General features: G+C 59.8%; 18 protein-coding genes. 12 read left to right on the top strand and 6 right to left on the bottom strand.

The genetic code is table 11. The features are described from left to right. Window positions 1-2 precede the first annotated feature (2 nt). The 4 genes from truA to K5E80_RS06655 form a co-directional block, all read right to left on the bottom strand. On the bottom strand, window positions 3-800 hold the full coding sequence (gene truA / locus K5E80_RS06640) for a tRNA pseudouridine(38-40) synthase TruA (protein ID WP_220635417.1): 798 nt from the start codon (window positions 798-800) through the stop codon (window positions 3-5). A gap of 228 nt (window positions 801-1,028) precedes the next feature. Further along, on the bottom strand, window positions 1,029-3,569 hold the full coding sequence (locus tag K5E80_RS06645; RefSeq protein WP_220635418.1) for a motility hub landmark protein FimV: 2,541 nt from the start codon (window positions 3,567-3,569) through the stop codon (window positions 1,029-1,031). A gap of 161 nt (window positions 3,570-3,730) precedes the next feature. Further along, complete coding sequence (asd, locus tag K5E80_RS06650; protein ID WP_246590899.1) at window positions 3,731-4,840, bottom strand: aspartate-semialdehyde dehydrogenase; 1,110 nt, start codon at window positions 4,838-4,840, stop codon at window positions 3,731-3,733. A gap of 339 nt (window positions 4,841-5,179) precedes the next feature. Beyond that, the gene (locus K5E80_RS06655; protein ID WP_220635420.1) at window positions 5,180-5,326 is read right to left on the bottom strand and encodes an entericidin A/B family lipoprotein; all 147 of its coding nucleotides are present in this window, start codon (window positions 5,324-5,326) and stop codon (window positions 5,180-5,182) included. A 415-nt stretch (window positions 5,327-5,741) separates the two neighbouring features. On the opposite strand from K5E80_RS06655, the gene K5E80_RS06660 reads away from it, so the two are divergent. From K5E80_RS06660 to K5E80_RS06715, 12 genes are all read left to right on the top strand, one after another. Then, a complete protein-coding gene (locus tag K5E80_RS06660) occupies window positions 5,742-6,014 on the top strand; it encodes a phosphopantetheine-binding protein (protein WP_220635421.1) in 273 nt (90 codons plus the stop codon). 62 nt (window positions 6,015-6,076) lie between these two features. Beyond that, entirely contained in the window at window positions 6,077-6,748 is a 672-nt protein-coding gene (locus K5E80_RS06665; RefSeq protein ID WP_220635422.1) for a COG4648 family protein, read from the top strand. Between the two features lie 2 nt (window positions 6,749-6,750). Beyond that, entirely contained in the window at window positions 6,751-8,418 is a 1,668-nt protein-coding gene (locus K5E80_RS06670) for an AMP-binding protein (protein WP_220635423.1), read from the top strand. Beyond that, window positions 8,415-9,266 carry a lysophospholipid acyltransferase family protein gene (locus K5E80_RS06675; protein ID WP_220635424.1) on the top strand — a complete coding sequence of 284 codons (852 nt, stop codon included), beginning with the start codon at window positions 8,415-8,417 and terminating at the stop codon, window positions 9,264-9,266. The genes K5E80_RS06670 and K5E80_RS06675 overlap by 4 nt, the downstream gene beginning before the upstream one ends. Further along, the gene (locus K5E80_RS06680; RefSeq protein ID WP_220635425.1) at window positions 9,267-9,842 is read left to right on the top strand and encodes a LolA-related protein; all 576 of its coding nucleotides are present in this window, start codon (window positions 9,267-9,269) and stop codon (window positions 9,840-9,842) included. Then, the gene (locus K5E80_RS06685; RefSeq protein WP_220635426.1) at window positions 9,842-12,163 is read left to right on the top strand and encodes an MMPL family transporter; all 2,322 of its coding nucleotides are present in this window, start codon (window positions 9,842-9,844) and stop codon (window positions 12,161-12,163) included. Before K5E80_RS06680 ends, K5E80_RS06685 begins: the two co-directional genes overlap by 1 nt. 29 nt (window positions 12,164-12,192) lie before the next feature. After that, complete coding sequence (locus K5E80_RS06690) at window positions 12,193-13,371, top strand: beta-ketoacyl-[acyl-carrier-protein] synthase family protein (RefSeq protein WP_220635427.1); 1,179 nt, start codon at window positions 12,193-12,195, stop codon at window positions 13,369-13,371. Further along, window positions 13,371-14,150 carry a beta-ketoacyl synthase chain length factor gene (locus tag K5E80_RS06695; RefSeq protein WP_220635428.1) on the top strand — a complete coding sequence of 260 codons (780 nt, stop codon included), beginning with the start codon at window positions 13,371-13,373 and terminating at the stop codon, window positions 14,148-14,150. Before K5E80_RS06690 ends, K5E80_RS06695 begins: the two co-directional genes overlap by 1 nt. Further along, a complete protein-coding gene (locus K5E80_RS06700) occupies window positions 14,138-14,572 on the top strand; it encodes a hotdog family protein (RefSeq protein ID WP_220635429.1) in 435 nt (144 codons plus the stop codon). The genes K5E80_RS06695 and K5E80_RS06700 overlap by 13 nt, the downstream gene beginning before the upstream one ends. 11 nt (window positions 14,573-14,583) lie before the next feature. Beyond that, window positions 14,584-15,411 (top strand): MipA/OmpV family protein, encoded by an 828-nt coding sequence (locus tag K5E80_RS06705; protein ID WP_220635430.1) that lies wholly within the window; start codon window positions 14,584-14,586, stop codon window positions 15,409-15,411. Window positions 15,412-15,425: 14 nt separating this feature from the next. Then, window positions 15,426-16,301 (top strand): polysaccharide deacetylase family protein, encoded by an 876-nt coding sequence (locus K5E80_RS06710; RefSeq protein WP_220635431.1) that lies wholly within the window; start codon window positions 15,426-15,428, stop codon window positions 16,299-16,301. Window positions 16,302-16,304: 3 nt separating this feature from the next. Next, a complete protein-coding gene (locus K5E80_RS06715) occupies window positions 16,305-17,084 on the top strand; it encodes a glycosyltransferase family 2 protein (protein WP_220635432.1) in 780 nt (259 codons plus the stop codon). On the opposite strand, the gene K5E80_RS06720 is transcribed toward K5E80_RS06715, so the two are convergent. Both K5E80_RS06720 and aroC read right to left on the bottom strand, forming a co-directional pair. Then, on the bottom strand, window positions 17,081-18,238 hold the full coding sequence (locus tag K5E80_RS06720; RefSeq protein ID WP_246590900.1) for an MFS transporter: 1,158 nt from the start codon (window positions 18,236-18,238) through the stop codon (window positions 17,081-17,083). The genes K5E80_RS06715 and K5E80_RS06720 overlap by 4 nt on opposite strands. Next, entirely contained in the window at window positions 18,231-19,334 is a 1,104-nt protein-coding gene (gene aroC / locus K5E80_RS06725) for a chorismate synthase (protein WP_220635433.1), read from the bottom strand. Before aroC ends, K5E80_RS06720 begins: the two co-directional genes overlap by 8 nt. Between the last annotated feature and the right edge of the window lie 28 nt (window positions 19,335-19,362).

Consider the following 19,362-nt stretch of genomic DNA (forward strand, 5'->3'; position numbering starts at 1 on the left):
ATTCAAGGTTGTACAGGATCGAAGGGCGTCATGATACGACCCGATAGTGGCAATCGCCAGTGTTCGGCGTATTCAGCGCCAGCGAAATAAAGTCCATCCGGGGCAAAGGTCGGCGCTGCAAGGGTTCTGCCGCGAGCTGCCAGCAGTTCTGCGAACGCTTCCGGCAATACCTTGCCGTAACCGACCCAAAGCAGGGAACCAATGATGTTGCGCACCATGTGATGCAAAAAACCGCCGGCGCGAAAATCGAATAGCACATAGTCGCCATGGCGCCGGATATTGACTTCATGCAGGGTCTTGACCGGCGATCTGGCCTGGCATTCCGAGGAACGGAACGAGGAAAAATCATGTTCCCCGATCAGGTATTGGGCGGCTAAAGACATCCTGTCGACATTGAGCATACGGTGATACCAGCCGACGCGCCCGCCATGTAGCGCTGGTCGTACCGGATGGTTGAACAACACATAGCGATAGCGGCGTGAGATCGCCGAAAACCGGGCGTGAAACGCCGGCTCGACCGGAACCGCCCAACGCACCGCTACCGCAGGTGGAAGATGACGATTGACGCCACGTATCCAGGCCTGGAGCGGGCGTGACGCATTGGTATCAAAGTGGGCCACCTGCTCCAAGGCATGCACACCGGCATCGGTACGCCCGGCGGCGATCACCGCCACACGTTCGCCTGCAATCTCGGCAACCGCGCGTTCCAACGCGCCCTGGATGGTTTCCAGCGCAGGTTGCAATTGCCAGCCGTGAAAGTGTGAGCCATCGTATTCGATGCCAATGGCAACTCTTGTCATCGCATTCATTCCTGAACTTCAACCGCGGCGGCAAGAGTGGTCATTACCAAACCTGGCGTGCATGCGGCGTGACGATGGTGAGACTCACCGTATTCTCGTGAAAAGCGTGGGATGACGGCATGTGCAGTAGCAGGCTGCTCCGAACGAGCAGTTGGCTGGAAGAATGAAACCTCATGGGGTCGGAAGAAGCCGGAAGACGCGGCTATGGCCGCGTCTTCCAGAAAACAGTCAGCCGAGTTGGGCCAGTTTGCTGCGCGCCGTTTCCTGTTGGGCAGGAGAACCTTCCGTCAGCACTTCCTGCAGCAGCTCGCGAGCGCCTTCATGGTCGCCCATTTCCTCATAGGCATGAGCAAGTTCAAGCTTGGTTGCCACTTCTGCCGAGTTGCCTGCATTCCCGGCCGCGGCCAGTACGTCGGTTTGCTTGAGGTCAAGATCGATTAATGAAAGATCCAAAGGCGGCGCAGCCTGCTCGAGCGATGCCGGCGCGCTTGCGCCGAGGTCGAAATCGAAATCGAGTGCGTTGCCCGCTTGGGCCGGCGCATTGAAGTCGATGTCAAGACCGCCACCTTGTTTTGCTTCCACGGCCGGGTTTTCGTCATCCCCCAGATCAAGATCGAAGTCAAGGTCGCTGGCCTCCGCTTTTACAGGAGCAACGACAGACGCCTCAGCCGAAACCACCGGCGCAGCCGTCTCCAGATCAAGATCGAAGTCAAGGTCGCTGGCAGCCATTTTTGCAGGAGCTGCGGTGGGCGCTTCAACCGAAGCCACCGGTGCAGCCCCAAGATCAAGATCGAAGTCGAGTGTACTCGTCCCCGCATTTGCCGTCGCAGCCGCCGCTTTAGCTGGCGCTCCCTGCAAGGGGGGAGCTTGCAGGGCTATCGCTGCATCCACGGACTGGCTGGCTGGTGTTGATTCGACGGCGGCCGTCTGGCCGTGCTGCGCAGGCTCAGGCGCTGTAGCGCCACTGTACAAGGGGTTTGCCGGATCCAGGGAACGGCCAAGCACCGCAGCCTTGTTCCACTCGGAACCGTTGCCGGCGGTACGCGAATGCAATTTGCCGGCCAGTTCGTTGAACTGAGGCAGACTCTTGCGACCGGCATATATCTCGAGCAGTTTCAGATATACGGCAAGGTTGCCGGGATCTTTCCGCATCGCATCGACAAGGATCTCTTCTGCCTGGCCATCGCGCCCGTAGGCCATATAAACCTCGGCCTCCTGAATCGGGTCGACGCCTTCCTTTCCGGTATCGACAGCCCTGAGGGTCGAGTGGCCAAAATCGGAGCGCGGCACTGCACTGGCAGCTAAATTTTCGCTCGCGGCCACGCCAAAAACGGAACTGGCTGCCAGATCGTCCACTGTGACGGCTGGAGCACTTGCAACATCGCGTTTGCGCTTCCAGCCAAGAAAGCCGAGAAAACCCAGAACAGCCGCAAGCGCAGCACCACCACCATAGACCAGCACGGGATTGTCTTCGACGAAGCTGGGTTCTGGCGGAGGCGGGGGAGAAACGATTTTTTTCTTCGGTTTTGCCTGCGGCTTTTCCGCCGTCGGCGCTGCGGCAGCCGCCACTGGAGCGGTAGCGATTGGGGAGGCAGCCGGGCCGCCGGGCACTGGTTTTGCTGCAGCAGGCACAGGTACCGTTGTCGCCGCTTGCCCGGTCTTCTGTGTATCCGTGGCAGGTTGGCTCTTCAATTCAGCAAGTTTTTTGAGATCGGCCAGATTTTTTTCGAGTTCTCCAATACGGCTGTTGGCTTCTTTCAACGCCTTGTCGCGAGCAATAATATCTTCCTCGCCCAACTTACCCTTGCCCGCTTTCGCTTGTGCTTCGCTGCGCGACACCAGAAGCTTGTCCTGGCCGCTTGCGGACGGCGCCTTTTCTTCCACCTTCGGTGTGATCTTGCCGCTGCTGGACTGCGGCCTCGGCTGTTCCACCGGCGCTTGATTGGCAGCCGCAGCAGCGAGACTATTGCGATAGGCATTGAAGGCGGCGGATTGCACTACCACGACCTTGTGCGCCTCACCGGCGCTGATGGCTGCCGCTTTTTCCGCATCAGGAACATTAAGAATCCTGCCGGCGCGCAGGCGGTTCATATTGCCATCGATGAAGGCATCACGATTGCTGTTGAACAGGGCCACCAGCATTTGGTTGAGCGTAACACCCTCCGGCGCTGATTCGACAGCGATCTTGCTCAGCGTGTCGCCCGGCTTCACTTTGCGGATATTATTTGAAGCCGCTTTATTCTCCATCTCGGGTTTCTGTGACTCAATTGGAGGAGCCCGACGCGCTTCATTGCTCCGTGCCGATTCAACCGTCACCTCCGGCGGCGCACTGGCAGAAGAAGAGGTATCCACAGGCGCTGGCGCGACTGGCGCCGTCACGGCAGCAGACACATTATCGGTCTTCAGCTCAGGGGGATCGAGCAGAAAAGCATATTCACGTACCAGGCGACCGGAGGACCAATTCAATTCGACGAGAAAGTCAATGAACGGATCATTGACTGCATGATCGGTCTGTATCCTGAAGTAAGGCTTGCCGTCGGAACGCTTGTCAAGAACGAAACGCACAGCGGACAGCACAGACGCGTACTCCACGTTGGCCTGGCGAAACGCCTCGACGGGGGCCACGCGAGCGGTCAGGGAAGGCAGTTCTTCGCGCGACGCGGTAATGTCCAACTCCGCCCGCAAGGGCTGTCCCAGCGCGGAAAGCACGGTAATCTTGCCCAGCCCAGCCGCATTGACCGCAAACGGCGCGGCCAATGCCGACACCATTACGATAGCCAATATTGCACGCTTCAAAACATTCTGTTTGTCATTTCTATGCACGGTGCCCCCCGTGGGGAATACTCTAAACTGGTATTCAAAATAACATCATGGCCTTAGCGATGCAAGCTCATCCTCCGCATCAAATTGCCCCTGCAGCCGCCTGAAGTTTAATTCAACAGCACGCGCAACATGCGACGCAAGGGTTCCGCTGCTCCCCATAACAACTGATCGCCGACGGTAAACGCCGACAGATACTGGTTTCCCATCGACAACTTGCGCAAGCGGCCAACCGGTACCGAAAGCGTCCCCGTCACCTTGACCGGAGTCAGTTCACGCAAGGTGGCGTCGCGCTGGTTCGGCACCACTTTGGCCCAATCGTTGTGCACAGCAAGCATACCCTCGATCTCGTCGAGCGGAATGTCGCGCTTGAGCTTGATGGTCAGCGCCTGCGAATGGCAGCGCATGGCGCCCACGCGCACACACAGTCCATCCACCGGAACCGGTTTGCCACTACGGCCGAGAATCTTGTTAGTCTCGGCTTCTCCTTTCCACTCCTCCTTGCTCTGACCGTTACCGAGATCTTTGTCGATCCAGGGGATCAGCGAACCAGCGAGCGGCACGCTGAAGTTGTCGGTCGGAAAGCTCTCGTCGCGCAGGATGCCGGCAACTTCACGATCGATGTCGAGAATCGCCGAGGCCGGATCTTCGAGCAGTGATTTGGCCACGCGATGCACCTCACCCATCTGATTGAGCAGTTCGCGCATGTTCTGCGCACCCGCGCCCGAAGCTGCCTGATAGGTCATCGAGGTCATCCACTCGATTTCATCGGCCTTGAACAGGCCGCCCAGTGCCATCAGCATCAGCGATACCGTGCAGTTGCCGCCGATGTAGTTCTTGACGCCCGCGGCAAGGCCACGCTTGATGACATCGAGGTTCACCGGATCGAGGATGATAATCGCATCATCCTTCATGCGTAGCGCCGAAGCGGCATCGATCCAGTAGCCGTTCCAGCCGGCGGCACGCAGACGAGGAAACACGTCATTGGTGTAATCGCCACCCTGGCAGGAAATGATGATGTCCAGCGCCTTGAGTTTGTCGATGCTGGATGCATCCTTCAATGGCGGCACATCGACCCCGATATCGGGCCCCTTGCCGCCGACATTCGAAGTCGTGAAAAAGACCGGCTCAATGAGGGCAAAGTCGTTCTCCTCACTCATGCGCTGCATGAGCACCGACCCCACCATCCCGCGCCAACCTACCAGTCCCACTCGCTTCATAGTTCCGTTCTCTCGACTATTCCAGCGCCGCCAATACGGCGCCGCCCGTTTCGCGTGTCCCGACCGACTGCATGCCGGACCCGATAATATCGCCTGTTCGAAAGCCCAGTGCCAGCACTTTTTCACGGCCGACTCAATTCTATCCGCCACATCGGCATTATTGAAGCCAAAACGCAACATCATTGCTGCCGAAATTAAGGTCACCAGGAAATTGACGATACCTTGCCGGCAGTATCCGAAGCCGGATTGTGAATCGACTCGTGGCGGCCAAATCTTTTCCTTTGAGCGATGGCGTGGGCAGCATGCCTCGAATCGGTCAGCAGGATGAACCTTTTTACCTCAATAGCTCTTTTTCTCTTGTGCCTTGTTTTCGATCTTGCTACCGACTTTTTCAACGTCCTTCCCAAGCCCTGCCATGGTGTTGCATGCGGCAAGCACACCCACTGCGACACCAAACATCACCAGCTTCTGCACTATCTGTTTCATAACATCTGTTCCTTTTCAAAAAATTCCAATACCTTTCAATACCCTTGCAAAATGCCCCGGCTATAGCTGCGGCCAAGATCTCCAATACTTCCAGGATCCACGGGCTGGTGACCTCGTGAATGAGGCGGATCCTCAATGGACGACGAGATTCTCTTAACGGATGTCGTAGAACATCTTTTGCATGGAGTGCCAACTCTTGCAGATGATTTTGATTATGTCACAGCTCACTGACATGGAGCCAGGCGAGTTCTCGACTGAAGGGTGCCGACACTGGACAAAATATAGGGCCCTTGCCGATGACCAAGGACCCTGTGATAGCATCCAAGACTGTATATGCGCAAAATAAATGGCCGTGAGAATTCGCTTTGCGAGCCAATGACCAGCCCCCAGACATGTGTTGTGAATAATATCGTCCATGAATGATGTGTTAAAAAATATAGAACAGGAAATTGCTCGCTTGATTGTCGATACCCTCCACCTTGAAGAGGTCACTCCCGAGCAGATTGAACCGGAAGCACCATTATTCGGTGAAGGCCTGGGGCTCGATTCTCTGGATATGCTGGAACTCTCGATGGAGGTGGAACAAAAATATGGGGTGGCTTTGCGCTCCGACGATCCGGAACACATAAAGGTTTTCACGTCCCTGCGCATCCTGTCCGCGTATATCCAGCTGCATCGTGTCCGCTGAAGTCCCCGCCGAAACCCTTGCATGTACCGGGCATCCGCAATTATTTCCAGCTTGATTGAATAATGTCTGAAGCGCGTGAAACCCGTGCAATGTCCGCCGCTCCGGGCATTCCGGGTTCGCTCTGGTTTGGCCTCGCCGTCAGCTATTTGGCAGCTTCCGCCAGCGGTTATCGTGGCATCGCTCTGGGTGTCGTCGGCTTGATGATCGGAGCCGTGGTTGCAGTCTCCGGCCGGCGCATTGCCGGTCTGTTCGCGGGTCTGATATTGTCGAGCGCATGTTTCTACTGGTCGGACTCACTGTTCATTATGGTGTACCTGCCGCCGATTGCAGGCTTCGCGTTCATGGCGTACTTTTTTCGGCGCACGCTCAGGCGCGGGTCCGAGCCGCTCATTACGCGCGTGGCGCGCAAGGAGCATCCCGACTTGCCGCTGGAAATTGCGCGTTACACGCGCATCCTCACCTGGGCATGGAGCTGGTGCTTTTTGTTCCTGCTTGTCGCCGCGCTGCTGCTTGCGCCGGTTTTGTCCCTGGCTTCATGGTCACGCTGGGTGCAGGGATTGGGGTTTTTTGTGCCGGCCACATTGTTCCTCGGTGAATATATCTACCGTCATCATCGCCTGCGCGATCATCGGCATGGTTCGCTGCTGATATTGATCTTCAATATCATTGCCGTTATCAAAGAGATTGCCACCAGCCCGACTCCAGCAAGTCCCGCCAGTATCGAGCGGCATTGAACATGCTGCCGCTGGCAAGATATCGGGCCCCAAGCGATCCCGTCCTGCTTTATCCCGGTGGCGCAATTACCGCAACAACATTTTTTAGCCAAGTGCATCACTTGGCTGCAGCGCTACCCGACACCCGTTTTGTCGTCAATCTTTGCGAAACACGTCATGGTTTCATGCTCGGCTTCGCCGCCGCCTTGCTGCGTGGACAGACGTCCCTGCTGCCCTCCGGCCAGGGACGCAGCGACCGGGAGCAAGTGCTGCGGCAATACCCCGACGCATGGCTGTTGAGCGATAAGCCTTTAGCCGCGGAACGCGTTTTCGACATCGGTCTTTTCCTCGTCAACAGCGCAGCGCATGCAATGCAAATGCCGCTGGTCGATGACGACCAAATGGCCGCGATCCTGTTTACTTCCGGTAGTACCGGGCAACCCAGCGCGCACTCCAAGACCTGGGGACAGCTTTGTCATGGCGCCGCGAGTCTGGCTGCTGCGCTGAATTGGGAAGAGTTTCCTTCCTGTACCATCGTGGGGAGTGTTCCCCCACAGCACATGTTCGGACTTGAAACTACGGTGATGCTGCCCTGGGCTACGGGCATACCCGTCCACGCGCAGAAGCCGCTGCTCCCCGCGGATGTCGACAATGTTCTGCGCCAAAGCGATCGATCGAGTTGGTGGATGACTACCCCCATGCATCTGCGCGCACCGTTGCATGCGTTAAGCGGCCTTGCCGGCGTCGTGGCGTCGACCATGAGCCTGCCTGCCAGCGTGGCGCGTGCGGCCGAAACGGCGTGGCAGGTGCCCGTCATGGAGATATACGGCTCGACCGAAACCGGTGCGCTGGCGATACGGCGTACCGCCAGCGAAAATCTGTGGACCCCGCTGACCGGCGTTTCGCTATGGCTTGAGGGTGAAGGCGAAGGGCAGAAGATCTGGGCTGCGGGTCCGCATGTCGGGCCACCCGTGGCGCTTGGCGATGAGTTGAAGCTGCAGCCGGATGGCCGCTTTCTATGGCTTGGCCGTTCAACCGATTTGATTAAAGTCGGCGGTAAGCGTGCTTCGCTGTCAGCCCTGAACCAGAATTTGACGGATATTCCCGGCGTGGATGACGGCGCCTACTTTTCCCCCGCAAACGATAACACGCATGCTTCCGGCAACAACTCCCACCCCGCGCAGCGGATGGCTGCATTTTATGTCTCGGCAACACTCTCGCCGCGTGAGGTATTGAAAACGCTGCGCGCCAGTATCGATCCGGTGTTCCTGCCACGGCCTCTGTATCGTGTCGCGCAATTGCCGAGAAACGCCAACGGAAAACTTCCCCAAGCCGCATTGGTGGAACTGTTTGCGCAATGCCACCTGCAAAAGGCCCCGCACATGATGATCTCCGCCGAACATCCGGCCCTGTCCGGACACTTCCCGAACAATCCCCTGATACCCGGCGTTGTCATTCTGGCACGCGTCGCGCAAGCCATACGCACGGCTTTTCCGCACATGGAATTGGATACATTGTTAAACGCGCGCTTTCACGCTCCGCTCAAGCCCGGCAACGCTTTTATCATTCATCCACAATTGCAGGATGAGCGCGTGCGTTTCAAGGTACTCCTGGCGGATTCCGAAGTCCTGATTGCGAGCGGTCAGTGGCAATGCCGAGCAACGAATTCGTTACAAGCCGGGAACGCATGAACGAGCAGTGGCGCAGCCAGCGCGAACGTGGCAGCAGAAGCCTGGTGCGTCTCATCATCTGGCTGGCGCTGCACAGCGGTCGCGCGCTATGCCGTGTCCTGCTGGTGCCCATCTGCATCTATTTCCTGTTGACCGCACCTCTGGCGCGGCGATCATCCCTGGCGTTCCTGAGCCGCGCACTGCATCGACGCGCCACCTGGCGCGACAGCTTCATGCACCTGTTCGTTTTCGCTACCACGCTGCTTGATCGCGTCTATCTCGTCAACGGTCGGCAACGCGAATTCAAGGTTGAGGTGAACAACGAACCCGCTTTCTGGCAGGCGCTGATGCAAGGTCGCGGCTGCCTGCTGCTCGGCTCGCATCTGGGCAGCTTCGAAATGCTCGGCGTTATCGGCGGTGCCGAGAAAAAGCTGGTGATCAATGTGGTGATGCATCTGTCCGATAGCGAGGGGCTGCGCGACCTGATCTCCAGCCATGGACACGAACTACCGTACAAGATAATTCCACTCGGCCATCCGGACTCCATGCTGCGCGTCAAGGAGTGCTTGGCGCGCGGCGAAGTTGTCGGCATACTGGCCGACCGCGTCTACGGCGATGAGCGCACGCAAAGCCTGCCGTTTCTGGGATGCCCGGCGCGTTTCTCGCTGAGCCCGCTGCGGCTGGCGAAAATCATCGGCGCTCCGGTGCTGATGGTGTACGGCCTGTTCCGCGGTGGACGTCGCTATGAAATCGCCTTTGAACCGATGACAGAGCTCACCTTGCAATGCTACGTCGAAACCCTGGAGCGCAAGGCGCGGCGTTTCCCCTATAACTGGTTCAACTTTTACGACTACTGGAGCGTCGAATAGATGAAAACGCCGCACCAAATAATGCTTGCCCTCCTCGTTACTCTGATGTCGATATTCACGGTAAGCAGCGTGCATGCCGACGATTTTGATCTTGTGCATCTCATGCAACTGCTCAGCCTCGCGCCCGCGGCGGAGGTTTTCTATACCGAAAAGAAATATTCAAGCCTGCTCACTGAACCCGTCGTGAGTTCCGGGACCCTGGCTTATCGACGGCCCGATACAGTGGAAAAAAACATGCTGTCGCCGCGCAAGGAGAGCTTTCGCATTGCCGGCAATGCGTTGATCGTCACGCGCAAGGGAAGCGAAAAAAGTTATCCCTTGTCCAGTCAGCCACTGCTCGTCGCCTTTGCCGCCAGCCTGCGCGGCGTACTCGGCGGCGATGCCGAGTTGCTGCGTCAACACTATCGCCTTGCGCTGGAGGGCGATGAACAGCAATGGCGCCTGGAAATGACGCCGATCGAAGCAGAAATCACCCGTTATGTCGAACGCATTTCCGTGTCCGGGCACGCCGACCACATCGAGCAGATCGAAGTGCGCGAGCGCAGCGGTGATCGCTCCGTGCTGCAGGTACGCTAGTGCTCAGGTTTTCCTCCCCGTCGTTGGCGCGCTACGGACTGGTGTTGATCTGCTTCGCCGCAATCGCACTGTTCGTGGCGAAAACAGTACGGGTTGAAACCGATTTCAGCGCCTTCCTGCCGCCGTCCGCCACACCTGAGCAGCGCTTGCTGATCTCGCAACTGCGCGATGGGCTGGTATCGCGCCTGATGCTGGTGGCCCTGCACGGCGCCGACGAGAAAACACTGGCCCAAGCCAGCCGCGCACTGGCGCAGAAACTTGGCAATACAGCCGAATTCGACTATGCGGCCAACGGCAGCCTGGACCAGTTCGCGGCGCAGGGTGAAGTATTGATGCGTCATCGCTATGCGCTGAGTCCGCAGGTCAATGCCGAACACTTCGCCGCACCCGTACTGCGTGCCGCGCTGGAGGAACAACTCGATCAACTGGCGTCGCCCTTCGGCGTGCTGTCGCGAACCACGCTGGCGCGCGACCCCACCGGCGAGTTCCTCGCTACACTGCGCCAGCTCGATCCCGGCGCCAGGCCGGCGCTGCGCCAGGGTGTATGGTTCAGCGCCGATGGCAAGCGCGCTTTTCTCGTCGCCCAGACGCGCGCCCCGGGCTTCGACAGTCTGCGCCAGGCCGAGGCGATGGCAAAAGTGCGCAGCGCACTCGCCGAGGTTTATCCGCAAGTGACCATGACGCTCACCGGACCGGGTGTATTCGCCGCCGAATCGCGCCGCATTATCGAGGGTGATGCATTGCGCTTGAGCCTGTGCTCGGCACTGGTGATACTGGCGATGCTGGCCTTCGTCTATCGTTCAGCCTTGCCTGTCGCGCTGGTGTTGACTCCGGTCGCCTTCGGCTTGCTGATCGGCGTGCTGGTGGTGCAGGCGCTGTTCGGCTCGGTGCATGCCATCACGCTTGGCTTTGCCGCCACGCTGATCGGCGAGGCGGTCGATTACCCGAACTACCTCCTGCTCAATACCGCAGCGGGCGAAACCGCCCATCATGCCGCGCAACGCATCGGCCGCACCCTGTTGCTCGCCGTCCTCACCACAGTCGCCAGCGCACTGGCGCTCACGCTATCGAGTTTTACCGGACTCGCTCAACTGGGCGTGCTTACGATGGTCGGCGTCACGGTGGCGGGCCTCACCACGCAACGCCTGCTGCCCTCGCTGCTCGGTGATCGCCTATTGGAATTCCGTCGTCTCAATATCTCGATGGGCGCGAACATTGCCCACACAAGATGGCTGGGGATAATCGCTGCGCTCGCCACGCTGTGTGGCGCGTTGTGGCTGGGGTACACACATCCAGCCTGGTGGGAGCGGGATCTGGCGAGCCTCAGCCCCGTGCCTGCACCAATGCGCGAACTCGATACCCAACTGCGCCGCGAGATGGGTGCTCCCGAAGTCAGTTTTTTTGTCGCGAGTCGCGGCGCCAGTGAAGCCGCTGCACTCCAGGCCGGTGAAGAAATCCTGCCAGTGTTGCAACAATGGAAACAGCGGAGCCTCATTCGCAGTTACGACTCGCCAACCACGTATCTGCCGGCGCCAGTCACCCAGGCGGCACGATTGAAAGCACTGCCCGACACGCCCACCTTGCAGGAAAACTTGCGCGTCGCCCTAAAGGGGCTGGCGTTTCGCCCTGATGCGTTCGCCCCCTTTGTGCAGGACGTGGCGGCCGCGCGCCGGGAGCAGCCACTGAATCGCGCCAGTTATGCCGGCACACCGCTGGGCGCAAAGTTGAATGCACTGGTGATCGAACTCGAAGGCGAGTGGCTGGTGCTGACCCCGCTCGGTGGCGTCAGCGATCCCTCCCAATTGGCGGCGGCGCTGACGGCGGGCAAGAGCCAATTGGTCGACTTGGCGCAGATATCATCGCAGATGGTGGAAGGCTATCGCTACGAGGCCTTGCATCAGGCGAGCTGGGGCGCGCTGCTGATTCTGCTGCTGCTGACGGTTGGCCTCGGTTCGCCGCGCCGAACGTGGCGCGTGACGGCACCCATTGCTGCCGCTTTGGTGTTAACCGTGAGCTTGCTGGTAGCAAGCGGCCAGCACCTCGGCGTATTCCATCTGGTGGCGCTGCTGCTGGTGCTGGGCATCGGCCTCAACTACGCGCTGTTTTTCGAGCGCCCGCCAGCCGACGCCACCGAGCGCGCCCGCACGCGGCTCTCGCTCGTGGTATGCAGCATATCCACGATCGCCACCTTCGGCTTTCTGTCACTATCCGCCACGCCGGTACTGCATGCCATCGGCGCCACGGTCGCGCTCGGCGCGCTGCTTTCCCTGATGCTGTCCGCGCTGTGGGCGCGGCCGCGCGAAGCCGGAACGCACCCTTGATTTAGTATTGAAGCTCAATTCCCATATCAATGACCCTGCTCTCCATTCGCTCCTATACGACCAGCAGCGCCGCCGGCATCGGCAAGGCGGCGATGGCGCTCGCGCTGCGCGAGGCGCGCAGCGGTCTGATCCCCAACGACCTGCCGTGGGCGCCGCTGCCCTGCTGGATCGGGCGCGTGAGCGCGGCGGAAGAGGTGGCGCTGCCCGCGACGCTAGCGGACTATGATTGCCGCAATCATCGCCTCGCGTTGCTGGCGCTGGAACAGGACGGCTTCATGTCCGCTGTCGCGGCTGTAAGACAAAAGTATGGGTCCTACCGCGTCGGTGTGTTTCTCGGCACCAGCACCTCGGGGATTTTGTCCACCGAGATTGCCTACCAGCACCGCGATCCGATCACCGGCCGTCTGCCCGCCGATTTTCACTACGCGACGACGCACAATCTCGACGCCACCACCGAGTTCGTGCGCAGCGTGCTCGGCCTTGCCGGTCCGGCGATGACCATGTCCACGGCCTGTTCTTCGAGCGCCAAGGTGTTCTGCCTGGCCGAACGACTCATCCGCCTTGGGCTGATCGATGCCGCAGTGGTCGGCGGCGTCGACAGCCTGTGCGGTACCACGCTGTATGGTTTCAATTCCCTGCAACTGGTTGCGCCCGATATCTGCCGCCCCTTCGATGCCGCTCGCCAGGGACTCAGCATCGGCGAAGCGGCCGGTTTCGTCCTGCTTGACAAGGAAGACGGCACATTGCGCCTGCTCGGTTACGGCGAAACCAGCGATGCGCATCACATGTCCACCCCGCATCCGGAAGGCGACGGCGCGCGGCGCGCCATGCTGGAAGCGCTGGCGCGCGCACAACTTGGTGCGCATGAAATCGATTACATCAACCTGCATGGCACAGCGACACCGGCCAACGATCGTGCCGAGGGCCGCGCCGTGGCCGGCGTTTTTGGCGCAGCCACGCCCTGCTCTTCGACGAAGGGTTTTACCGGACATACGCTGGGCGCTGCCGGCATCACCGAGGCAGCGATTGCGTTGTTGAGCCTGGAGCGCGGCTTCATCCCCGGCAGCCCAACCACGCGTGACGTCGATCCCGAAACGCAGTGCGGGATTGTGCTGCATGGCTACGCCAGGCCGCTTTCCCGCGTGATGAGCAACAGCTTCGGTTTCGGCGGCAGCAACTGCGCGCTGATATTTGGAAGGGTGGTCTGATGCGCATCTTTGTCGAAGCGGTCGGGGTGCTGGCGCCGGGGCTCAAGAATTGGGACAGCGCCCGGCCGGTGCTTGCCGGCGAGCAGGCCTTTGTTGCCGCGCCGCTGGAGTTGGTGACCCCCGCCTGTCTGCCGCCCGCGGAACGCCGGCGCAGCAGCGCGAATGTGCGACTGGCGATTGCGACTGCCGAGCAGGCGCTGAACCGGACGCCACTGGCGCCGCAGGACATGGCGATGGTATTTTCATCCGCCGAAGCCTCGGGCGTGATCACCCACCAGTTATGCGAGGTGCTGGCGGACAGCCGCGAAGTTTCACCGACGCTATTCCACAACTCCGTGCATAACGCGCCGAGCGGCTATTACAGCATCGCGATGAAGGCCAAACTTGCCGCCAGCAGCGTGTGCCACAGCCAATGGAGCTTTGCTGCCGGACTGTTGAATGCCGCAGCCCAGGCGCTTGCCGACAACGTGCCAGTGTTGTACGTCTGCTACGACAGTCCCATGCCGCCGCCTTTGTACGATGTCATGCCGGTGCAGGAGGCTACTGCGATTGCGCTGGTGCTGACGCCGACCGCCACGTCACGATCGATGGCGGGCTGGGAAATCACGCTTGATCCCGGCAATGGGCAGGCCCCCTGGCCGGATTGGCTGCCACCCATCTGGCATGATAATGCGAGTGCGCGTGGCTTCGCCGCGCTGGCAACATTGGAAAATCCCGGGCGTGGCGTCGCCACGTTTCCGTTGTCTCACGAATTGAGCCTGAAGATATGCCGATGCTAGACCGTGCCGCCATCGCCACACGCATTCCCCACGCAGGACGCATGTGCCTGCTCGACCGCGTCATCCGCTGGGATGAGCGTGGCATCCGCTGCGCGACGCTGTCTCACAGGGACGCGGATAACCCCTTGCGCGAGGCGGAAGGATTGCCGGTGTGGGCCGGCATCGAATACGCCGCACAGGCTGCTGCCGTTCATAGCGCGCTGAGGCATCCCCAGTCCGCGCCGCGCGCCGGCGTTCTGGCGGCATTGCGCAATGTGACTGCCACCTGCGAATGGCTCGACCGCATCGACGAAGAGTTGATGCTTGACGCGACATTGCTGCATGCCGATGCCGCCGGCGGTATCTACGGTTTCACGGCATACGGCGGCGAGGTGCTACTGTTGAGCGGGCAGTTCACCCTCATGTTTACCACCGAAGTTTAGGAAGCCCACCAATGAAATGTTCGCTGGCAAGCATCGTTTTCATGGCATGCACGACCTGCGTCTGGCCCTTTGCGCATGCAAAATCACTTCCACTCCGGGAACTCGGTGCTGGCGCTGCGGTAGTGAGCTTTCCCGACTACCGCGGCTCGGACAAGCAGCGCAACTACGTGCTGCCCCTGCCCTATGTCGTGTATCGCGGCGAGATGTTGCAAATCGACAGGGAAAAAGTGCGTGGTCTACTGTTCAAGACCGAGCGTATGGAACTCGATATTTCGGTCAATGGCTCGGTACCCGTGCGCAGCAATAACAATCCGGTGCGCCAGGGCATGCCCGACCTTGACCCCACGCTTGAGATTGGGCCGTCGCTCAATTATCTGCTGGCGCAGGATTCGCAACGTCACAAGCTCGCACTCAAACTGCCACTACGCGCGGTCATTGCCAGCGACTTCCACCATGCGCGTAGCGCCGGCGTGCTGGCGAATCCACAATTCGATCTTGATGTATCAATAACGCAAGGCTGGAAGCTTGGGCTGGTGGCCGGCACGCTATTTGGCGACCGCCGTTATCACGAGTATTTCTACAGCGTCGTCCCACAATACGCGAGAGCCGGGCGACCGGCCTACGACGCTCCGGGTGGCTATTCGGGCGCGCAGTTCATTGCAGCCGCATCGAAGCGTTTCGACCAGTTTTGGGTCGGTGCTTTCATCAAGTATGACAACATCAACCACACCGCTTTCGGGGCCAGCCCGCTGATCGAGCGACGCAGCAATCTGGCTGCGGGCTTCGGTCTGCCCTGGGTGTTCACGCAGTCGGTACAGCGCGTGCAAGCAACCGAATAGGGCAGCCGACAAACATGAGATTTTTCTTGCTGCGGCTCTGCGCCATTTTCTGGGCGGCGAGTTGTGCTATTGAGGCTTATGCCGACGCGCCGGTGGTAACGCCTGCTCCGGTGCGTTTTATTCTCACGTTCGATGATGGCCCGGACGGTCGCGAGAAGGACAATCCGACCGCAAGCATTCTCGCTACGTTGGCCGAGAACCCCACCCAAAAAGACATCAAGGCCATTTTCTTCGTCCAGACGCGCAGCAGCGAAGGCGGCGCAACTGCATGCGGCCAGGCCCTGCTCGGGCGCGAACACGCGCAGGGCCATGTGCTCGCGTTGCATGACGGATCAACGTTGGGACACCCCAATCATTGCAAATTGAGCGATGCGGTGCTGGAACAATCGCTCAACGACGGGCTGGCCGATCTTATGACCATCGCGGGCCGCCCCACAACGCTGCTGCGTCCGCCTTATTGGGCCTACAACGAACGTACCCTGGCGACCTATGCACGCCATGGCCTGGCGGTTTTGCTCACCGACATCAGCGCCAACGATGGCAAGGTCTGGGGCTATCACGGCAGTCCGCGTCGGCGCAGCCATATGGCCAGTGAAATGGCGCATGTAAAAGAACGAATGCAGCGCAGCGAGATCCCCGGCGCAGATGGCGCAACGCCGATTGTGGTGACTTTTCACGACACCAATGATTACACTGCGGAGCATATGCAGGAATACCTGCATATGCTGGTTGATGAGGCGCGCAGAGCCGGCTTGACGCTTGCCGCCCGGCCTTTCTATGACGATGGGGCCACGCTCGAACGCGCGGCGCTGATACGGGCGCATGATGTGGCGCATCGTGCCGACATGGTGCCGGCGCAGTGGCGCTGGCTGTACTGGTTGTTTGGATAAGGAATGTCAAACACCATCAACGATGTCGTGGTATTGATTCCCGCATACAACGAGGCGGCGACGATACGCAGCCTGGTTGAGCGCTCATTAAAAATCGTGCCGAGCATCGTGGTTGTCGACGACGGATCGAGCGACACGACGGCAGCCCAATTGAATGGTCTGCCGGTAACGCTGCTGCGCAACGAACGCAATCTCGGCAAGGCGGCTAGCTTGTGGAAAGGTTTTGACTACGCCCTGGCGCACGCGGCACAGTTTGTCGTCACGCTGGACGGTGACGGCCAGCATAGCCCTGAGGATATCGGGCGACTGCTCAACACCGCGCGACGATTTCCCGACAGCATCGTCATTGGGGCGAGGTTGCACGACAGGAAGAATTTCCCCGCGCGTCGCTATTACGCCAATCAGTTCGCGCGCTTCTGGATCTCCTGGGCGGCGGGTTATGCCATCGCCGATACTCAGTCGGGCTTCCGCGTTTATCCGGCGACATTGTTGCGGCGGTTGACGCGGCGCGAGGTGTCGTGGAACGGCTTTGTATTCGAGAGCGAGGTTTTGATTGTCGCGGGCAATATGGGGGTGCAGAGCGTCGCGGTATCGATTCCCGGCATTTATCCGAAGCTGGCGCGGGCCAGCCATTTCCGACCAGTGCGCGACATCGCCCGGATCGTGCTGATGGTAGGCGGGCGTTTATTCAAACGCGGCATGTACCCCGCGGGACTCTGGCGCAGCTTGAAATCGCCGGCGAGAATCGAGTTAGACCAAGAGTTAACCGAAGTAGCGGATTAATCAACTGCGCGCCACCCGCGCCAGATCAATAACAACCCGGCCAGCGCGAACAGCGCAGCAAAGGAATAGGTCAGGCTGGCACCCTGCGTTTCCCAGCCGTAGCCGGCAAGCAGGCCGCCAACCACGCCTCCTGCACCATATGAAATGCTGCCGAACAGCGATTGCACTGTTCCCTGCTGGCGCGGCGGAAACCAGCGATTCAGGGCCGTAATGCTCGCCGCATGATGGGCGCCAAACGAAGCGCCGTGCAATAGCTGCGCAAACAAGGCAACCACGGGTGATGAAATTGCCCAGCCGATGAGGAGAAAGCGCAAGGCGGCAAGCGCAAAACTTGACATCAGTATGTTGCGCAGGGAGCCAAATGCCAGCAGCCGCGGCATGGAAACGAAGACCAGTATTTCCGCCAATACTCCCAGCGACCAGAGCCCGCCAATAGTGGTCTTGCCATAGCCGTGTTCGACCAGATGAATCGAGTAGAAGGTATACAGCGGCGCATGCGCCACCGACATCATGAAGCCGGCCAACAACAGGGCGATGACCGCAGGCTGCAATAAACTTTCATGCAGGGGTTCCGTGACGCGGTCATGCGCAACCGGTTCGCTTTCCGGAATCAGTGCAGCCCCAATGCTGGCGGCGCCGAGCAGTCCGAGCGAAATCCACAGAATCGCCGTCAGCGGCAACAGGTCAAGCAGAAAACCCACGCCCTGCACCGCCGCGATGAAGCCGAGCGAACCCCACAGGCGAATCCGTCCGTAACGTTCGACAAAGTGGCGCAGATGGCCGAGTGTCAACGCCTCCACCAGGGGCAGCGATGCGCTCCAGAACAGCGACATCACCACCATGATGGCAATCAGCCAATAGAAATTCGCCGTCAACAGAAAACCGGCAAATACCAAGGCGCTGGTTGTCGATGCATAGCGCACCAGCATGGCCTTGCGGCCGAGGCGGTCGGCGAGCAGGCCCCAGAACGCCGGCGCCAGCAGGCGCATCAGCGGCATCATCGCCATGACGACACTGATGCGCCAGGCATCGAGGCCAGCCGATTTCAGGTAAAGACTGAAATAGGGGATGAAGCAACCGACGAAGGCAAAATAGGAAAAATACCAGCCCGACAGCCGCCAATAGGGCACAGACACCAGCCGCGAATCAGTCAACGACGCGGCCGGGAATCCTGGGCGCAGGACTGACCACGTCACCGCACTGGGCGCGATGCAGCAAGGCCGCGTCGATCAGCACCAGCGCCAGCATGGCTTCGGCGATGGGAGTCGCGCGGATCGCGACACAGGGATCGTGGCGGCCGTGGGTTTCCACAATAGTCGGCTGACCATGCACATCAATCGATCGGCGTGGCAGCCGTATGCTTGAAGTCGGCTTGACAGCGAGGTTCACGATGATGTCCTGGCCGGTGGAAATGCCGCCCAGCACGCCACCGGCATGGTTGGACAAAAAACCCTGCGGCGTCATCTCATCGCCATGAATGCTGCCCGGTTCGGTAATGGCGCCGAAGCCAGACCCGATCTCGACGCCCTTGACGGCATTGATGCCCATCATGGCGTAAGCGATCTGCGCATCGAGCCGGTCGTACACCGGTTGGCCCCAGCCCACCGGCACGCCTTCGGCGATGACGATAATTTTTGCGCCGACCGAATCGCCGGATTTCCGCAGCGCATCCATGAAGGCTTCGAGTTCCGGCACCATGTCCGCGTTGGGCGCAAAAAATGGATTCGTGCCAACCGCGTCCCAGTCGACAAAGGGAATCTCCTTTGGACCCAACTGGCTCATGTAGCCGCGCACACGCACGCCATGGCGTTCGGCCAGCCATTTCTTCGCCACTGCCCCGGCAGCTACGCGCACGGCTGTTTCACGTGCCGAGGAACGACCGCCGCCGCGATGATCGCGCAAGCCGTACTTTTGCAAATAGACATAGTCGGCATGGCCGGGACGAAACGACTGCGCAATATTCTGATAGTCCTTGCTGCGCTGGTCTTCATTGCGAATCAACAGCGCAATCGGGGTTCCGGTAGTCTTGCCTTCGAACACGCCGGAGAGAATTTCCACCGTGTCCGGCTCGCGCCGCTGCGTCACATGGCGCGAAGTGCCGGGTCTGCGCCGATCAAGTTCGATCTGGATATCGGCTTCTGTCAGTGTCATTCCAGGCGGACATCCGTCGATGACGCAACCGATGGCCGGGCCGTGCGATTCGCCGAAGGAAGTAACTGCAAAAAGTTTGCCGAAGGTGTTGCCGGACATGCGCTTTGCCCGCCTGCATCAGTGATAG

The sequence above is a fragment of the Georgfuchsia toluolica genome, from assembly GCF_907163265.1.
GTDB classification, from domain to species: Bacteria; Pseudomonadota; Gammaproteobacteria; order Burkholderiales; family Rhodocyclaceae; genus Georgfuchsia; species Georgfuchsia toluolica.